13 protein-coding genes are annotated in these 16,982 nt (G+C 71.1%); 9 read left to right on the top strand and 4 right to left on the bottom strand.

What is annotated here, in order from left to right:
* Positions 1 to 105 precede the first annotated feature (105 nt).
* From argC to IE198_RS09445, 5 genes are read left to right on the top strand one after another with little or no spacing between them, the layout of a single operon-like run.
* Positions 106 to 1,134 (top strand): N-acetyl-gamma-glutamyl-phosphate reductase, encoded by a 1,029-nt coding sequence (gene argC / locus IE198_RS09465; RefSeq protein WP_189884730.1) that lies wholly within the window; start codon positions 106 to 108, stop codon positions 1,132 to 1,134.
* Positions 1,131 to 2,282, top strand: a complete 1,152-nt coding sequence (gene argJ / locus IE198_RS09460; RefSeq protein ID WP_189884728.1) for a bifunctional glutamate N-acetyltransferase/amino-acid acetyltransferase ArgJ — start codon at positions 1,131 to 1,133, stop codon at positions 2,280 to 2,282. The genes argC and argJ overlap by 4 nt, the downstream gene beginning before the upstream one ends.
* Complete coding sequence (argB, locus tag IE198_RS09455; RefSeq protein ID WP_189884726.1) at positions 2,279 to 3,193, top strand: acetylglutamate kinase; 915 nt, start codon at positions 2,279 to 2,281, stop codon at positions 3,191 to 3,193. The genes argJ and argB overlap by 4 nt, the downstream gene beginning before the upstream one ends.
* Positions 3,190 to 4,395, top strand: coding sequence for an acetylornithine transaminase (locus tag IE198_RS09450; RefSeq protein WP_189884724.1), 1,206 nt, complete (start codon positions 3,190 to 3,192; stop codon positions 4,393 to 4,395). Before argB ends, IE198_RS09450 begins: the two co-directional genes overlap by 4 nt.
* Positions 4,396 to 4,402: 7 nt before the next feature.
* The gene (locus IE198_RS09445) at positions 4,403 to 4,948 is read left to right on the top strand and encodes an arginine repressor (protein ID WP_189884722.1); all 546 of its coding nucleotides are present in this window, start codon (positions 4,403 to 4,405) and stop codon (positions 4,946 to 4,948) included.
* A 244-nt stretch (positions 4,949 to 5,192) separates the two neighbouring features.
* Here IE198_RS09445 and IE198_RS09440 read toward each other — a convergent pair whose 3' ends face one another.
* Positions 5,193 to 5,780: a pyridoxamine 5'-phosphate oxidase family protein gene (locus tag IE198_RS09440; protein ID WP_189884720.1), complete on the bottom strand. Its 588-nt coding sequence runs from the start codon at positions 5,778 to 5,780 to the stop codon at positions 5,193 to 5,195.
* Between the two features lie 71 nt (positions 5,781 to 5,851).
* Positions 5,852 to 7,255, bottom strand: a complete 1,404-nt coding sequence (locus tag IE198_RS09435) for a hypothetical protein (RefSeq protein ID WP_189884718.1) — start codon at positions 7,253 to 7,255, stop codon at positions 5,852 to 5,854.
* A 144-nt stretch (positions 7,256 to 7,399) separates the two neighbouring features.
* On the opposite strand from IE198_RS09435, the gene IE198_RS09430 reads away from it, so the two are divergent.
* Both IE198_RS09430 and argH read left to right on the top strand, forming a co-directional pair.
* A complete protein-coding gene (locus tag IE198_RS09430; RefSeq protein WP_189884716.1) occupies positions 7,400 to 8,596 on the top strand; it encodes an argininosuccinate synthase in 1,197 nt (398 codons plus the stop codon).
* Positions 8,597 to 8,703: 107 nt separating this feature from the next.
* Positions 8,704 to 10,131 (top strand): argininosuccinate lyase, encoded by a 1,428-nt coding sequence (gene argH, locus IE198_RS09425; RefSeq protein WP_189884714.1) that lies wholly within the window; start codon positions 8,704 to 8,706, stop codon positions 10,129 to 10,131.
* Positions 10,132 to 10,380: 249 nt separating this feature from the next.
* On the opposite strand, the gene helR is transcribed toward argH, so the two are convergent.
* Both helR and IE198_RS09415 read right to left on the bottom strand, forming a co-directional pair.
* Positions 10,381 to 12,543: an RNA polymerase recycling motor ATPase HelR gene (helR, locus tag IE198_RS09420; protein ID WP_189884712.1), complete on the bottom strand. Its 2,163-nt coding sequence runs from the start codon at positions 12,541 to 12,543 to the stop codon at positions 10,381 to 10,383.
* Between the two features lie 190 nt (positions 12,544 to 12,733).
* Positions 12,734 to 13,969, bottom strand: coding sequence for a glycosyltransferase (locus IE198_RS09415; protein WP_189884710.1), 1,236 nt, complete (start codon positions 13,967 to 13,969; stop codon positions 12,734 to 12,736).
* A gap of 717 nt (positions 13,970 to 14,686) precedes the next feature.
* Between IE198_RS09415 and IE198_RS09410 the strand changes: the two genes are divergently transcribed.
* The gene (locus IE198_RS09410; RefSeq protein ID WP_189884708.1) at positions 14,687 to 15,235 is read left to right on the top strand and encodes a TetR/AcrR family transcriptional regulator; all 549 of its coding nucleotides are present in this window, start codon (positions 14,687 to 14,689) and stop codon (positions 15,233 to 15,235) included.
* Positions 15,232 to 16,776, top strand: a complete 1,545-nt coding sequence (locus tag IE198_RS09405) for an MFS transporter (protein ID WP_189884707.1) — start codon at positions 15,232 to 15,234, stop codon at positions 16,774 to 16,776. Before IE198_RS09410 ends, IE198_RS09405 begins: the two co-directional genes overlap by 4 nt.
* Positions 16,777 to 16,982: the final 206 nt, after the last annotated feature.

Here is a 16,982-nt window from a genome sequence, read left to right as displayed (position 1 = left end):
CGCCGACTGAAACTCTCGGTCGCATCGGGGGCGAGGCCTGTCATTGCGCTCGTTGCATAAACCTGCATTGCTGCGTATAGTCATGCCATCGATGAGGAGGATTCGATGACGGTACGAGCAGCAGTCGCAGGGGCGAGCGGATACGCGGGCGGGGAACTGCTCCGACTGCTCCTGGCCCACCCGGAGGTCGAGATCGGCGCCCTGACCGGCAGCTCCAACGCCGGCCGGACACTCGGCGGCCTCCAGCCGCACCTGCTGCCACTGGCCGACCGGGTGCTCCTGCCGACCACCCCCGAGGTGCTCGCCGGGCACGAGGTCGTGTTCCTCGCGCTGCCGCACGGGCAGTCCGCCGCCGTCGCCGAGCAACTCGGTGACGACGTCCTCGTCATCGACATGGGCGCCGACTTCCGGCTGAAGGACGCCGCCGACTGGCAGGCATTCTACGGCTCCGAACACGCCGGCACCTGGCCCTACGGCCTGCCCGAACTGCCGGGTGCCCGCGCCGCGCTGGAGGGGTCCAAGCGTGTCGCGGTGCCCGGCTGCTACCCGACCGCCGTCTCCCTCGCCCTGTTCCCGGCCTACCAGGCGGGTCTCGCCGAGCCCGAGGCCGTGATCACCGCCGCCAGCGGGACCTCCGGCGCGGGCAAGGCGCTCAAGCCCCATCTGCTCGGCTCCGAGGTCATGGGCTCCATGAGCCCGTACGGCGTCGGCGGCGGTCACCGCCACACCCCCGAGATGATCCAGAACCTGAGCGCGGTCGCGGGGGAGCGGGTCACCGTCTCCTTCACGCCCACCCTCGCGCCCATGCCCCGCGGCATCCTCGCCACCTGCTCCGCCAAGGCGAAGCCCGGCGTCACCGCGCAGGACGTGAGGGCCGCGTACGACAAGGCGCTGGCCGGCGAGGCGTTCGTCCACCTGCTGCCGGAGGGGCAGTGGCCCGCCACCGCCTCCGTGTACGGCTCGAACGCCGTCCAGATCCAGGTCGCGTACGACGAGAACGCCAGGCGCGTCATTGCCGTCAGCGCCATCGACAACCTCACCAAGGGCACCGCCGGCGGTGCGGTGCAGAGCATGAACATCGCCCTCGGACTTCCCGAGAGCACCGGTCTTTCCACGATTGGAGTTGCGCCGTGAGCGTGACCGCAGCGAAGGGATTCACGGCAGCGGGCATCGCCGCCGGGATCAAGGAGAACGGCAACCCGGACCTGGCCCTCGTGGTCAACACCGGGCCCCGCCGCGCCGCCGCGGGTGTCTTCACCTCCAACCGCGTCAAGGCCGCCCCCGTCCTGTGGTCCGAGCAGGTCCTCAGGGGCGGTGAGGTCAGCGCCGTGGTGCTCAACTCCGGCGGCGCCAACGCTTGCACCGGCCCCAAGGGCTTCCAGGACACCCACGCCACCGCGGAAAAGGTCGCCGACGTGCTCGGCCACAGCGCCGGTGAGGTCGCCGTCGCGTCGACCGGCCTGATCGGCGTGCTGCTCCCCATGGACAAGCTGCTCCCCGGCATCGAGCAGGCCGCCGCCCAGCTCTCCGAGCACGGCGGCGAGAAGGCCGCGATCGCCATCAAGACGACCGACACCGTCCACAAGACCGCGGTCGTGCAGAAGGACGGCTGGGCCGTCGGCGGCATGGCCAAGGGCGCGGGCATGCTCGCCCCCGGCCTCGCCACGATGCTCGTCGTCCTCACCACCGACGCGGACCTGGAGTCCGCCGCCCTCGACACGGCACTGCGCGACGCCACCCGGCAGACCTTCGACCGGGTCGACTCCGACGGCTGCATGTCCACCAACGACACCGTTCTACTGCTGGCCTCCGGCGCGAGCGGGATCACCCCCGGCCAGGCCGAGTTCGCCGAGGCCGTACGGGCCGTCTGCGACGACCTCGCGCGGCAGCTGATCGGCGACGCCGAGGGCGCCAGCAAGGACATCCGCATCGAGGTGGTGGGCGCCGCGACCGAGGACGACGCCGTCGAGGTCGGCCGGTCCATCGCCCGCAACAACCTGCTCAAGTGCGCCATCCACGGCGAGGACCCCAACTGGGGCCGGGTGCTCTCCGCCATCGGCACCACCCGGGCCGCCTTCGAGCCCGACCAGCTCAATGTCGCCATCAACGGCATCTGGGTCTGCAAGAACGGCTCCGTCGGTGAGGACCGCGACCTCGTCGACATGCGCTACCGCGAGGTGAGGATCACCGCAGACCTCGCCGCCGGGTCCGAGTCCGCCGTCATCTGGGCCAATGACCTCACCGCCGACTACGTCCACGAGAACAGCGCGTACAGCTCATGAGCACTTCCCAGAGTCCGACGCGGAAGCACACCGCACTGCCCAAGGCGCAGACGCTCATCGAGGCTCTGCCCTGGCTCACCCGTCACAACGGCAAGACCGTCGTCATCAAGTTCGGCGGCAACGCCATGATCGACGAGGACCTCAAGGCCGCTTTCGCGCAGGACGTCGTCTTCCTGCGCCACGCAGGCCTGAAGCCGGTCGTCGTGCACGGCGGCGGGCCGCAGATCTCCGCCGCACTCGACCGGCACGGCCTGGTCAGCGAGTTCAAGGCGGGGCTGCGGGTCACCACCCCCGAAGCGATGGACGTCGTACGGATGGTGCTCGCCGGTCAGGTGCAGCGCGAACTGGTCGGCCTGCTCAACCAGCACGGCCCGCTCGCCGTCGGCATGACCGGCGAGGACGCCCACACCATCACCGCCACCAAGCACCAGCCGCAGATCGACGGCGAGCTCGTCGACATCGGCCGCGTGGGCGAGATCACCGACATCGACACGGGCGCCATCGCGGCGCTGCTCGCCGACGGACGTATCCCGGTCATCTCCTCGATCGCGCGCTCCCAGGACGACGGACACGTCTACAACGTCAATGCCGATACGGCGGCCGCGGCCCTCGCCGCGGCGCTGGGCGCCGAGACCCTGATGGTCCTCACCGACGTCGAGGGCCTCTACGAAGACTGGCCGAACAGCGACGAGGTGATCAGCCGGCTGACCGCCACCCAGCTCGAGAAGCTGCTGCCGGAGCTGTCCAGCGGCATGGTCCCGAAGATGGAGGGCTGTCTGCACGCCGTACGCAACGGGGTCAACACGGCCCGCGTGATCGACGGCCGGGTCCAGCACTCGATCCTGCTGGAGATCTTCACCGACGAAGGTATCGGCACCATGGTCGTGCCCGACGGACAGGGGGAAGCATGAGCGGCAACGGCAACCAGCAGCTCGTCCAGCGGTGGCAGGGCGTCATGACCGACAACTACGGCACGCCGAAACTGTCGTTGGTCCGCGGCGAGGGCGCCAAGGTCTGGGACGCTGACGGCACCGAGTACACCGACTTCGTCGGCGGCATCGCCGTCAACGCGCTCGGCCACGCCCACCCCGCCGTCGTCGAGGCCGTCACCCGCCAGATCGCGTCGCTCGGCCACGTCTCCAACCTGTACGTCGCCGAGCCGCCGGTCGCGCTCGCCGAGCGGCTGCTCCAGCTCTTCGGCCGGCCCGGCAGGGTCTACTTCGCCAACTCCGGCGCCGAGGCCAATGAAGCCGCCTTCAAGATCGGCCGGCTGACGGGCCGTACGCACATGGTCGCCACCACGGGCGGTTTCCACGGCCGCACGATGGGCGCCCTCGCGCTCACCGGCCAGCCCGCCAAGCAGGCCCCCTTCCTGCCGCTGCCCTCCGACGTCACACACGTCCCCTACGGTGACGCCGAGGCGCTCAAGGCCGCGGTCACCCAGAACACCGCGTTCGTCATCATCGAGCCGATCCAGGGCGAGAACGGCGTCGTCGTACCGCCCGAGGGCTATCTGCGGGCCGCCCGCGAGATCACCCGGGCGACGGGCACGCTGCTCGTCCTCGACGAGGTCCAGACGGGCGTCGGACGAACCGGGCAGTGGTTCGAGCACCAGGCCCACCAGGGCGTCGAGCCCGACATCGTCACCCTCGCCAAGGGCCTCGGCGGCGGCCTGCCGATCGGCGCGACCGTCGTCTTCGGCGACGCCGCCGACCTGCTGAAGCCCGGTCAGCACGGCACGACCTTCGGCGGCAACCCGGTCGCCTGCGCCGCCGGGCTCGCCGTCCTCGACACGCTCGCGGGCGAGGGTGTCCTCGACTCGGTCAAGCGGCTCGGGGAGAAGCTGCGCGACGGAATCGAGGGCCTCGGCCACCCGCTGGTCTCGCACGTCCGCGGCAGTGGCCTGCTGCTGGGTATCGTGCTCACCGAGCCCCTCGCGCCCAAGGTGCAGCAGGCGGCTCAGGACGCCGGCTTCCTGGTGAACGCCCCCGCGCCCGATGTCGTACGGCTCATGCCCGCACTGACCATCGGCGACGCTGAGGTGGACGCGTTCCTCCGGGCGCTGCCCGGTGTCCTCGAGGCGAGCAACGGGGAAGGACGAACCGGGGAATGAGACGACGATGACCGACGCGCAGGGCAACGCCGGCGGCGAGCAGGCCGGGCCCGCCGTGCCGCAGACCCGCACGGCCCGCCACCGCCGGATCGTGGACATCCTCAACCGGCAACCGGTGCGCTCCCAGAGCCAGTTGGCGAAGCTCCTCGGGGACAACGGACTGCACGTCACGCAGGCGACGCTCTCCCGCGACCTCGACGAGCTGGGCGCGGTGAAGATCCGCAACACCGGCGGTGAGCTGATCTACGCGGTCCCCAGCGAGGGCGGCTTCCGTACTCCGCAGGCACCGCTCGGCGAGTCCGCGAAGGAGGAGCGCATGCGGCGCCTCTCCGGCGAACTGCTGATCTCGGCGGAGGCCTCGGCCAACCTGGTCGTCCTGCGCACGCCGCCGGGGGCGGCGCAGTTCCTGGCGTCGGCCATCGACCAGGCGGAACTGCACGACATCCTGGGGACGATCGCGGGTGACGACACGCTGATGCTGATCAGCCGCGATCCGGCGGGCGGGCAGGCGCTGGCCGACCATTTGTTGCGGCTCGCCCAGAACGACCGGTAGGGGGCGGCGGGGACCGCTGCGTCGGGCGCGCTCCCTGCCCCGCCCGTTTCCGCCGTACCTGTTGCGGCTCCGCCGCGTGGCGGGCAAGCCCCGGACTCCGCACCGCTTCGGGTGGTGTCCGGGGCGCCGGACGGCAGTACAGCGTCTGGCACCCCCACGCCGTCAGGCGTGCGGGCGGAGCCGGTTCGGGAAGGGGGACGGGCGGGGTGGGGGCGCAAGCCGCCGCAGGCGCAGCGGCCCGTTGTCACTCCGGGCGCGGCGGCAGCGGCAGCGGCAGGCCCGGCAACCCGTCCAGGCTCACCCCCACATGCTCCTTCTTCTCGCAGTACGCCGCGAACTCCTGGTCCGACTTCCGCCCGAAGTGCTCCGCGTGCTGCGTGCGCTCCTCCCGGTAGTCCATGAACGGCACCGCGAAGCCGCAGACCTCACTGATGCGGCGGGCGTGGACGACGATGATCGCGCGGGCGCCCGGCCCGTCCACCTCCTCGAAGCGGCCGATGAGTTCGCCCCAGCGCGGATCGTCCCGGAAGACCGCCTCGCCCCGGCCGTGCACCCGCACCACCTTCGGCGGCCCCGAGAACGCGCACCACATCAGCGTGATCCGCCCGTTCCCCTCCTCGCGGACGTGCGCGATGGTTTCGGCGCCGCTGCCGCCGAAGTCGAGGTAGGCGAGCGTCATCCCGTCGAGGACGACCAGGGTGCCGCTGCGTCCCTTGGGCGACAGGTTGACGTGTCCGTCACCGGCCAGCGGCGCGGTCGCCGTGAAGAACACCGGCTGCGCCTCGATGAATTCGCGGAGGCGGCCCTCTATGCATTCGTGCGTTCTACCCATGGGCCCGATTATCCGTCGCAGGGTCGTCGCGTCGTCGTGTCATCGCGTGTTCGCCTCATCACCTCATCGCCTCATCGGCCGAGACCGGCACGCGTGCGCAGTACCCCTATGGCGTAGGCGCTGAACAGATGCGTGCACTGCCTGAGCAGCCGGTCCACCTCCGCGTCGCCCGGCGGCACATCGGCCATCCATGCCTGCAATTGCACGGCGGACTCCGCGTTCCGGCGCAGCGCGGGGTCGGCGTCGCCCAACAGAGCGACCGCCGCCCGTAGTTGGATGAGGCCCCCGCGTGCCCGCAGCAGCCGGAACGCCGCCCTGCGCGTGGGGGTGGGCCACCGCGGCGAGAGCCGCTCCGTGAGCCGGTCCGCGGGCAATCGGCGCGCGTACGGCAGCAGTGCCCGGGCCGCTTCGCGCGCCACCGCTGCCGACGGGTCGTCCACCAGCAGCAGCGTGTCCTCCACGGGCACCGATTCGAGCAGGCGCAACCCCGCGACGGCCTGCGCCCGCACGGCGGCGACCGGGTGGCTCATCAGCAGGCGGAGCAGTTCGGCGTCCGCGCGCCTGCCGCACTCCGCGAGCCCCACTACAGCGAGCGGCCGCACCATGGCAGGGTCGGTGCACAGTGCGAGACAGCGGCTGTGCGGGTCGCCGCCGTCCTGGCTCACGACCCAGCGGGCGCAGGCACGCACCAGGGACGAGCGGTCGGTGAGATACCGGGCCGCCTCCCGGGCGCGGCCGGCCCGCCGGAGCGCGGTCACCCCGGCAGACCGTACGAGCGGTGCCCGCGCCCCGAGCAGGGTGTCGACGGCCTCGTCGTCCGGTCCGTCGGCCGCCATCGCGGCGAGCGCCGCGTCCGACCACCACCGCCACAGGACGGGGTCCGGCGTCTCGGCGGCGGACCGCGCCAGTCCTCGGACGTCCAGCAGTCCGGCGTCGAGGACGACGCGTGCGGCGAGGCGGCGCGTCGCCGTGTCCCTCGTGTCGTGGAGGCGGTCGAGCGCGAGAGCCGGGGCGGCGCTCAGCGCTTCGTCGAACAGGTCACGCGCCCAGGCGCCCTGCTCGCGCCGCCCCACGCGCAGCACGAGCGGCGTGAGGGCGCGCAGAGTCCACTCCGGCTCCTCCTGCAGGCGTTCCGCGAGCATCCGGCGCGCCCGCACACGCACCGGCCGCACCCAGTCCGCACACCGCACCACAACGAGATACCAGAAGGCGGGTGTGCCGGGCCCTGCCGCCAGCGCGCCCTCGCGCACACGCCCGTCCCGGTGGCACAGGGCGGTCTCCTGCCGCGCCCGCAGACGGGCGGAGATCTGAGGGTCGTGACCGTCCCACCGGTACACCTCGAGGTTTCGGACCGCCTCGTCCAGAGATGTCCAGCAGGCCGGGTCGTCGAAGCTCAGTACGTGGCTCGGGGCGAGCCCGTCCAGCAGATGCCCGACGGCCTCCCGGCCCGCCGTGTCGTCCCAGCGCCTGCCCATTCCCCACGCCCCCTCCGTGCCGTTCTGGCGGCCACTGTATGAGCGGCGCACCGCCGCGACCAGCGCTTTTCCACGGCGATTGACAAACCATACGGAACACTGCATAGTTATGCCCATCAGTGCATGCACCGTAAGGAGAACCCCGTGACCGAGCGCGTCGTACTCGCCTACTCGGGCGGCCTGGACACCTCCGTCGCCATCGGCTGGATCGCCGAGGAGACGGGCGCCGAGGTCATCGCCGTTGCCGTGGACGTCGGCCAGGGAGGCGAGGACCTGGACGTCATCCGCAAGCGTGCGCTCGCCTGCGGGGCCGTGGAGGCCGAGGTCGCCGACGCCAGGGACGAATTCGCCGACGAGTACTGCCTCCCCGCGATCAAGGCCAACGCTCTCTACATGGACCGGTACCCGCTGGTCTCCGCGCTCTCCCGGCCCACCATCGTCAAGCACCTCGTCGCCGCCGCCAAGAAGCACGGTGCGAGCACCGTCGCCCACGGCTGCACCGGCAAGGGCAACGACCAGGTGCGGTTCGAGGCCGGCATCGTGGCCCTCGCGCCCGAGCTGAAGTGCATCGCCCCGGTCCGTGACTACGCGATGACCCGGGACAAGGCGATCGCCTTCTGCGAGGAGAAGCAGCTTCCGATCGCCACATCCAAGAAGTCGCCGTACTCCATCGACCAGAACGTCTTCGGACGGGCCGTCGAGACGGGCTTCCTGGAGGACATCTGGAACGCGCCGATCGAGGACATCTACGAGTACACCTCGAACCCGGCCGAGCAGCGTGAGGCCGACGAGGTCGTCATCTCCTTCAAGGCCGGTGTCCCGGTCGCCATCGACGGCAAGCCCGTCACCGTCCTCCAGGCCGTCCAGCAGCTCAACGAGCGGGCCGGCGCCCAGGGCATCGGCCGGATCGACATGGTCGAGGACCGGCTCGTCGGCATCAAGTCCCGTGAGGTGTACGAGGCTCCCGGCGCGATCGCCCTGATCACCGCCCACCAGGAGCTGGAGAACGTCACCGTCGAGCGCGAGCTCGCCCGGTACAAGCGGCAGGTCGAGCAGCGCTGGGGCGAACTGGTCTACGACGGCCTGTGGTTCTCCCCGCTCAAGCGGGCCCTGGACGGCTTCATCGACGAGGCCAACCAGCACGTCACCGGCGACATCCGGATGACCCTGCACGGCGGCCGGGCCGTCGTCACCGGCCGGAAGTCCGACGTGTCGCTGTACGACTTCAACCTCGCCACCTACGACTCGGGCGACACGTTCGACCAGTCCAAGGCACAGGGCTTCATCGAGATCTTCGGCCTGTCGCAGAAGATCGCTGCGCGGCGTGATCTGCGGGCGTAGCCCGACGGGACCTCGCGTAACCCGCACGCGTTGTACAGACCGCCTTCCCGGACCGTTCCGGCAGGGGAGGCGGTGGCACATCCGTACCCTTTCCAGGAGCTTGAACTGTGAGCAGCAACAACGGTGACGTCCGGCTCTGGGGCGGCCGTTTCGCCGACGGTCCCGCGGAGGCGCTGGCCAAGCTGTCCGCGTCGGTGCACTTCGACTGGCGTCTCGCGCCGTACGACATCGCCGGCTCCCGTGCCCACGCCCGGGTCCTCAACAAGGCAGGCCTGCTCACCGACGACGAGCTGACCCGTATGCTCGCCGGTCTCGACCAGCTCGAGGCCGACGTCGCCGACGGCTCCTTCACCGGCACCATCGCCGACGAGGACGTGCACACCGCTCTCGAACGGGGCCTGCTGGAGCGACTCGGCCCCGATCTCGGCGGCAAGCTCCGCGCCGGCCGGTCCCGCAACGACCAGGTCGCCACGCTCTTCCGGATGTATCTGCGTGACCACGCCCGCATCATCGGCGGCCTGATCGCCGATCTCCAGGATGCCCTCGTCGGCCTCGCCGAGGCCCACCCGGACCTCGCCATGCCGGGCCGTACGCACCTCCAGCACGCGCAGCCCGTGCTCTTCGCCCACCACGTCCTCGCGCATGTGCAGTCGCTGTCGCGGGACGCGGAGCGGCTGCGGCAGTGGGACACCCGCACCGCCGTCTCCCCGTACGGCTCCGGAGCGCTCGCAGGCTCCTCGCTCGGTCTCGATCCGGAGGCGGTCGCCGCCGACCTGGGCTTCGAGCGCGGCTCGGCCGGCAACTCCATCGACGGCACGGCCTCGCGGGACTTCGTCGCCGAGTTCGCGTTCATCACCGCGATGATCGGGGTCGACCTGTCGCGAATCGCGGAGGAGGTCATCATCTGGAACACGAAGGAGTTCTCCTTCGTCACCCTCCACGACGCCTTCTCCACCGGCTCCTCGATCATGCCGCAGAAGAAGAACCCGGACATCGCGGAGCTCGCCCGCGGCAAGTCCGGCCGCCTCATCGGCAACCTGACGGGGCTGCTCGCCACGCTCAAGGCGCTGCCCCTCGCCTACAACCGCGACCTGCAGGAGGACAAGGAGCCGGTCTTCGACTCGTGCGACCAGCTCGAGGTCCTGCTCCCGGCGTTCACCGGCATGATGGCCACGCTCACCGTCCACCGCGAGCGGATGGAGGAGCTGGCCCCGGCCGGCTTCTCGCTTGCCACGGACATCGCCGAGTGGCTGGTCAAGCAGGGCGTCCCGTTCCGCGTCGCGCACGAGGTGGCGGGTGAGTGCGTCAAGGAGTGCGAGCAACACGGCATCGAGCTGGACCAGCTCACGGACGACCAGTTCGCGAAGATCTCCGAGCACCTCACCCCGGAGGTCCGTACCGTCCTTGACGTCCCGGGCGCCCTCGCCTCCCGCAGCGGGCGCGGCGGCACGGCCCCCTCGGCCGTCCAGACCCAACTCAACGAGGTCAAGGCCGACCTGGTGATACAGCACGCCTGGGCCACGGCCAAGCGGTAGCCGACGGCACCACGGCGGCCGCCGCCCGGTCCGCGAGCGCGTCGAGTCCGGCCGGGTCGGGCCCGTCCGTTCGTCGACGCGCAGCAGCAGGGCGGCGGCGAGGTGGTCCTGGTCCGCGACGGGCGCCCGGGCGCGTACGGGAGGATGCAATGCGCCTTGCGGAACGTGGCGGGCGGCGCCCGCCCTACGTCTGCGGCCAGTCGACGAACGGCAGCTCGCGGGCCCGAGCGGGCGTTCGTCCTGCCGGTGTCAGGAGCTCGTGAGGACGACGAGTTGCCGGGTCGCTCGGGTCATCGCGACATAGCGGTCGACCGCTCCTTCGACGCCCCTGCCGAACGCCTCCGGGTCGACGAGGACGACCAGGTCGAACTCGAGCCCCTTCGACAGCTCCGGGGTCAGCGACCGGACGCGGGACGTCGCCCGGAATGCGCCAACTCCGATGTCACCAGCGCCGATGACGCAGGCGATCCCGTCGGCATGTGCGGCAAGCCAGTTGTCGAGGATCGAGCTCAGATCCGAAGTGGATCCGTGGACGACGGGGACGTCGCTGCTGCGGATGGAGGTCGGCACATTGGCGTCCGGGAGCACGGCCCGGATGACGGGCTCGGCTTCCGCCATGATTTCTTCCGGCGTCCGGTAGTTGATGCTCAGGGAGGCCAGGTCGATGCGGTCGAGCCCGATCCGCTCGAGCCGTTCCTGCCACGACTCCGTGAACCCGTGCCTGGCCTGGGCACGGTCCCCGACGATGGTGAAGCTCCGGGACGGGCACCGGAGCAGCAGCATCTGCCACTGCGCGTCGGTCAGTTCCTGGGCCTCGTCCACGACGATGTGCGCGAACGGGCCGGCGAGCAGGTCCGGTTCGCTGCTGGCCAGCGCCGTCTCGTCGACCAGGCTGTCCCGCAGGTCCTGTCCGCGCAGCATCGTCATCACACCTTCACCGTCGGCATCGGCCTCGAGCAGGGCGTCGACGACCTTGGCCATGTGCTCGCGTTCGGCGGCGACAGAGGCGTTGTGCCGACGCTTGCGTCGCGAGGCCTCCGGGTCGCCGAGCCGCTGCCGTGCCGCGTCCAGGAGCGGCAGGTCGGACACCGTCCAGGCCTGGGCGTCCTCGCGCTGGAGCTTGGAGACGTCACCGGGGCCGAACCAGGGAGCGCACAACCGCAGGTAGGCGGGTACCGACCACAGATCTCCGACGAGGTCAGCCGCTTCGAGCAGCGGCCACGCGCGGTTGAATGCCGCGAGCAACTCCCTGTTCTGCAGCAGCGACCTGCGGAGCATGGCCGGCGAGGCGTCGCCTTCGTGCTTGTCCACCAGGATCGTGAGCAGTTCCTCCCAGACCTGCTCGCGCGCCTCATTGTGCGGAGTACCGGGTTCTGCTGCTTCGAACGCCACGGCCCAGTCGTGGGCGCTCAGCCGGATGTCGGACCAGTGGGTCGTAACGGTCATCCCCTTGGTGGGCGGCTCCTCGTAGAACCTGACGGCCGTCTCGATCGCCTTCACCATGTTCGCGGACGACTTCAGCAGGGCCACGTCCGGGTCGGTCTCGATCGCTGCTGCGGCTCCCTCGGCGACGAGGTCCCGCAGGGTGCAGGTCTGCACGCCCTCCTCTCCGAGGCCGGGAAGGACGTCGGCGACGTAGCCCAGGTAGGGCTGGTGCGGACCGACGAAGAGCACGCCGCCCCGGCGGTGACCGAGGCGAGGGTCGGAGTAGAGGAGGTAGGCGGAGCGGTGCAGAGCGACGACGGTCTTGCCCGTACCCGGGCCGCCATCGACGACGAGAGCACCGCGGGATCCCGCGCGGATGATTGCGTCCTGGTCGGCCTGGATGGTGCCGAGCACGTCTCGCATCCGTGGCGACCGGTTGCTGCCCAGGCTGGCGATGAAGGCGGACTGGTCGTCGAGCGCGGCGTGCCCGGCAAACCCGTCCGAGGTGAACACCTCGTCCCAGTAGTCGCTGATCCGGCCACGGGTCCAGCGGTACCTGCGGCGGCTTGCCAGACCCATCGGGTTGGCGTGCGTGGCTCCGAAGAACGGTTCAGCCGCGGGGGAGCGCCAGTCGAGCAGCAGCCGACGACCCGTGCTGTCCTTGAGGCCGAATCGTCCGACGTACACGGGCTCGGGGTCGTCCGCGCCGACCATGTGTCCGAGGCACAGGTCCAGGCCGAAGCGACGCAGTGCGCGCAGGCGAGTGGTCAGGCGGTGGATCTCCGTGTCCCGGTCCATCGCCTGACGGCCAATGCCGCCGGGCGCCTTGCGCTCCGCCTCGAGGCGGTCGGACAGATCGGCGATCGACTGCTCGAGGCACTCCGAGATGGCCGCGAAGTGCTCCTCATCGCCGGCGATCAGCGTCGGTTCGGCCTTGGGGGAGAGGCGGTCGGGAAGGTCGAACGGGCTGGTGGTCAGGGGGTTCACGTCTTCAGCTCCGATGTGAGGCCGCTTGCGACCATTGCGCGCGGCAAGGCGTCCGGACCGGTGTGACGAACACGGTGGCCATGACGAGCAATGCTCCGCCGGACATGGGCCGCGTGGTTGTTGTCGGTTCAGGTCGCCCGGGTGTGCGGGTACTCGTGTTCCGGGTCCCGGCTTGACGGTCCCGCGTGGGTCACGCCGGCACGGGCTGCCTCTCTCGGCCGACCATGTCGAGCAACAGCTTCGCGCCCACCGTCGCTCCGTCGGTGCGGATCGCGCCGGCCACGGCGGTCGCTCGTGCACGGGTCCCGGGGGTCAGGGCCGTTCTCAGCGCGGCCGACAGGGACTCGAAGGTGGGAGTCGGGCCCTCGTGTGCCGCGCCGATGCCCAGGTCGGCCACCCGGCCGGCCCAGTAGGGCTGGTCCGCCAGCTGGGGTACCACCACCTGGGGCGCACCGGCCCGGGCGGCCGCCGTCGTCGTGCCCGCGCCGCCGTGGTGCACGACGGCGGCCACCCGGCCGAACAGTGCCTGGTGGTTGGCCTCGCCGACGGCGAAGCAGTCGTCGCGGTCGTCGATCAGGGCCAGGTCGGCCCAGCCCTGGGAGACGAGTGCGCGGAGGCCCTGTGCGCGGACGACCTCGACTGCCACCCGTGCGATGTCCTTCGAGGCGTGCATGGCCATGCTGCCGAAGCCCACGTACACCGGTGGCGTGCCGGCGTCCAGGAACGCCTCCAACGGGGCGGGGAGCGGGCGTTCGTCCGGCAGAGTCCACGCGCCGGTCTGCACGACGTCGAGGTCCGCCCGCTCCTGCCACGGGTCCAGGACCGGGTCCGTCGCCAGCCACGGCCGGTCGCCGATGACGTAGTCGCGGACGTTGTCCACCGGCGGGAGGCCGATCGACGCCCGGTTCGTGTTGAGCGCCTCACCGAACAGCGCATTGATGCTCTGAGCGTCCAGGTCCCACAGCACCCGGTTGTCGGTCACGTCCGGCGGGAACGGCCGGCCCGGATACGCCAGCGGTGAGTGGTGCGGGGAGGGCAGGGTGAGCTGCTGGAAGGTCACGGACACGGAGAGGATGCCCAGTTTCTCGGCCACCGACCGCGCGCCGGCCGCCGCGGGCATCGCGCCGGTCGCCACCAACGCATCGCATCCCTCTGCCGCCGTGGTGACCGCGTCGAACTGGCCGGCGATCAACTCGGCCGCGCGCCGGGGCAGGGATGACGGCGGCGGCGCCGCTGTCGTCAGCGCGCGCGCCGACTGGCCGACCGGCACCATCGGCACGCCGACATCGCCCAACCGGTGCGCGAAATCCTCGTCCGGCGGCGCGCACACCCGCACCTCCGCGCCGAGTGCCCGCAACTGCACCGCGAGTCCCACCAGCGGTTCGACGTCCCCGCGTGACCCATAGGTCGACAACAACACACGCACTTCGCGACTCCCGTTTCCACAGGTCCTGGCTTCGGACGGGCAATTCTGCGGCACGGCCCGGGCCTTGCCGCAAGCCCCCCGGTGCGCTATAAGTTGAGAGTGGCAAGGAGTAGGTTTTCTCCTTGCCCTTTGTCGTCCGCCGGGGCGGACAACCTCCTCGGAAAGCCGCGCCGCGCCGCGTACGCAGGTACCCCTGGATCGACCGGCCGGCTACGGATCCCGGGTGCCGTCGGAGCTGGTCGAATCCACCCTAGCCCGCTGTCGGGCCGTGAACGCTGCCCACCCGGTCGCTCCGGCCCTGGCCGGAGCTCGCTTCGAACGCGGTTGCCTCGTCGAGCGGCGACCCTCGCGGCTGAGTGGCCTCGGCCCAACTGTTCACGAACTGGACCGGGTTGCGCCTCAAGGGCTGCGAAGCCGAACCGGTCCCCAGCTGCCCAGCCGGTCGTTCATGCTCTCCAGCCGTATTGCCGATCGGCGGCGAATCTCGGCGTCTTCGGGGCGGCCGAGCAGGTGTGCGTCGTGCGCCGTGAGCGCCGTGACGATCGGATCGGCTTGGGGGAGGGGCGATCCGGCGCTCGAGTTCCGCGCCACCTGCGCCGGCTGGAACGGTCCGCCGCTGCCCCATGCGGCCAGCGGGTGCCGCCTTATGACCTGCGGAAAGGAGACGTCTGCGTTCTGAATGAGACGTTGATGTCTCATATGGTTTATGGTTGTCTCATGACCATGGACCGAGAACGCGTGCTCCGTACCGCAGCCGCCCTGCTCGCCCGTAAGTCGACCGCCACCATGGACGAGGTCGCCCGGGCCGCCGGCATCGGTCGAGCCACCCTGCACCGGCACTTCGCCGGCCGGGACGCGCTGATCAGGGCACTGGAACAGCTCGGCATCCAGGAGTTCGAGGCCGCACTCGACAAGGCGCGCCTGGACGACGACGCCGCGAGCGACGCGCTGCGGCGGCTGATCACCGAGATGGATCCGGCCGCCGATCTGCTGGCCTTCCTCTACACGGAGAACCAGCTGTTCGAGGGTGACCAGATCAACGAAGGCTGGGCGCGCCTCGACGCCCGCGTGTGCGACCTGTTCCGCCGCGGCCAACAACAGGGCGAGTTCCGGATCGACCTCACACCGGCCTGGCTGACCGAGGCGCTCTACGCCCTCGTCGGCTCGTGCGCCTGGGCCGTGATGGACGGCCGCGTCGCCAAGAAGGACTTCCAGCACATGACCGCCGAGCTGCTGCTCGGCGGCGCACGGAGAGTGGAGAAATGAGCAGCACCGTCCAGCTCACGAGCGGAAAGGACGAGACCGTGTACCGCCCCGGGCGCTGGCTGGCGCTCGCGGTCCTGGTCCTCGCCGTCCTGCTGGTGGCCGTCGACGCCACCGTCCTCGGTCTCGCGACCCCGTTCCTCAGCGAGGATCTGGAGCCGACCGGGACACAGCTGCTGTGGATCGGTGACGTCTACTCGTTCGTCATTGCCGGCCTGCTCGTCTCGATGGGCAGCCTCGGCGACCGCATCGGCCGCAAGAAGCTGCTGCTGACCGGCGCCGTCGCCTTCGGCGCGGTCTCGGTGCTCAACGCGTATGCCACCACCCCCGAGACGATGATCCTCGCCCGGGCGCTGCTCGGCGTCGCCGGCGCGACCCTGATGCCGTCCACCCTGGCGCTGATCCGCAACATCTTCCACGACCCCAAAGAACGCAGTCTGGCGATCGGCATCTGGGGCGCCATGGCCTCGGCCGGCGCGGCCGTCGGGCCCGTCGTCGGCGGATTCCTGCTGGAGCACTTCTGGTGGGGTTCGGTCTTCCTGATCAACCTCCCCGTGATGGCCGTGCTGGTCGTCGTCGGCGTCAAGCTGCTGCCCGAGTCGAAGAACCCCGTCGCCGGCCCCTGGGACCTGGTCAGCGTCGCCCTCTCGCTCGCCGGCATGGTCGCCGTCGTCTACGCGGTCAAGGAGGCGGCCGGCCACGGGGTGGGCTGGGAGGCGGGTGCGGCGGCACTCATCGGTATCGCCGGACTGTACGGATTCGTCCGCCGCCAGCTGACGCTGAGCGCACCGCTGCTCGACATGCGGCTGTTCCGGCACCGGGGCTTCTCGGGCGCTGTGCTCGCCGATCTGCTGACCATCCTCGGCCTGTCGGGGCTCGTCTTCTTCCTGTCCCAGTTCCTGCAGTTGGTCCAGGGCCGGGAGCCGTTCGAGGCGGGGCTGGCCGAACTTCCGGCGGCGATCGGCGCGGTGGCGACCGGGCTGGTGGCCGGCAAGGTCGCCCGCCGCTTCTCCGTACGGTCCGTGGTCGCGGGCGGCCTCGTGGCCGTCGGACTCTCGCTCGCGGTGCTGACGCTGCTCGGCAGGACGACCGGCTACCCGCTGCTCGGCGCTGCCCTGCTGGTCGTCGGCGCGGGCGCGGGATTCTCGTTCACCATCACCGCGGACGTCATCCTCTCCAGCGTCCCCAAGGAACAGGCGGGTGCCGCCTCGGCGGTGTCGGAGACCGCGTACGAGCTGGGCGCGGCGCTCGGCATCGCCCTGCTGGGCTCGATCGTGACCGGCGCCTACCGCGACTTCAGCGCACCGGGCGGCACCCCGGCGGGCGTGGCGTCCGCGGCGCACGAGTCCCTCGGCGGCGCGGTGGAGGCCTCGGCCGCACTGCCGCCGGCCCACGCCGACGCCCTGGTCGCAGCGGCGCAGGAGGCGTTCGTCGACGGGCTCCGGCTCGCGGCCGGGGCCGGGGCGGTGGTGCTGCTCGTCACGGCGGTGGCGGCATGGTTCCTGCTGCGGGGCCAGAGGCTGGCGGACACGGTCGAACACTGACGGGCGCCACCGGCCGCTGCGCGGGGCCGTTTCCGTCCCCGACCCTTGCCGCTGTACCGCATTGCGGCTCCGCCGCGTGAAGGGGCACTGCGCCGGACCCCGGTACCGCGCTTCACGCGGTGTCCGGGGTCCGGGGCACTGACCGAGTCGGCCTCGCCCGGTCCGAGGCGCGGGGTAGGGGGGCGGAGCTCCCGGTTCGGGGTACC

This window comes from Streptomyces xantholiticus (assembly GCF_014651015.1).
GTDB classification, from domain to species: Bacteria; Actinomycetota; Actinomycetes; order Streptomycetales; family Streptomycetaceae; genus Streptomyces; species Streptomyces xantholiticus.
The sequence above is the reverse complement of the archived record's forward strand: the minus strand, read 5'-3'. Positions and strand labels throughout refer to the sequence as shown.

Excerpts from the sequence above, each read along its gene's own strand:
- argC (WP_189884730.1), top strand. The coding sequence starts at position 106 with ATGACGGTACGAGCAGCAGTCGCAGGGGCGAGCGGATACGCGGGCGGG.
- argB (WP_189884726.1), top strand. The coding sequence starts at position 2,279 with ATGAGCACTTCCCAGAGTCCGACGCGGAAGCACACCGCACTGCCCAAG.
- IE198_RS09450 (WP_189884724.1), top strand. The coding sequence starts at position 3,190 with ATGAGCGGCAACGGCAACCAGCAGCTCGTCCAGCGGTGGCAGGGCGTC.
- IE198_RS09445 (WP_189884722.1), top strand. The coding sequence starts at position 4,403 with ATGACCGACGCGCAGGGCAACGCCGGCGGCGAGCAGGCCGGGCCCGCC.
- IE198_RS09440 (WP_189884720.1), bottom strand. The coding sequence starts at position 5,780 with ATGGGTAGAACGCACGAATGCATAGAGGGCCGCCTCCGCGAATTCATC.
- IE198_RS09435 (WP_189884718.1), bottom strand. The coding sequence starts at position 7,255 with ATGGGCAGGCGCTGGGACGACACGGCGGGCCGGGAGGCCGTCGGGCAT.
- IE198_RS09410 (WP_189884708.1), top strand. The coding sequence starts at position 14,687 with ATGACCATGGACCGAGAACGCGTGCTCCGTACCGCAGCCGCCCTGCTC.
- IE198_RS09405 (WP_189884707.1), top strand. The coding sequence starts at position 15,232 with ATGAGCAGCACCGTCCAGCTCACGAGCGGAAAGGACGAGACCGTGTAC.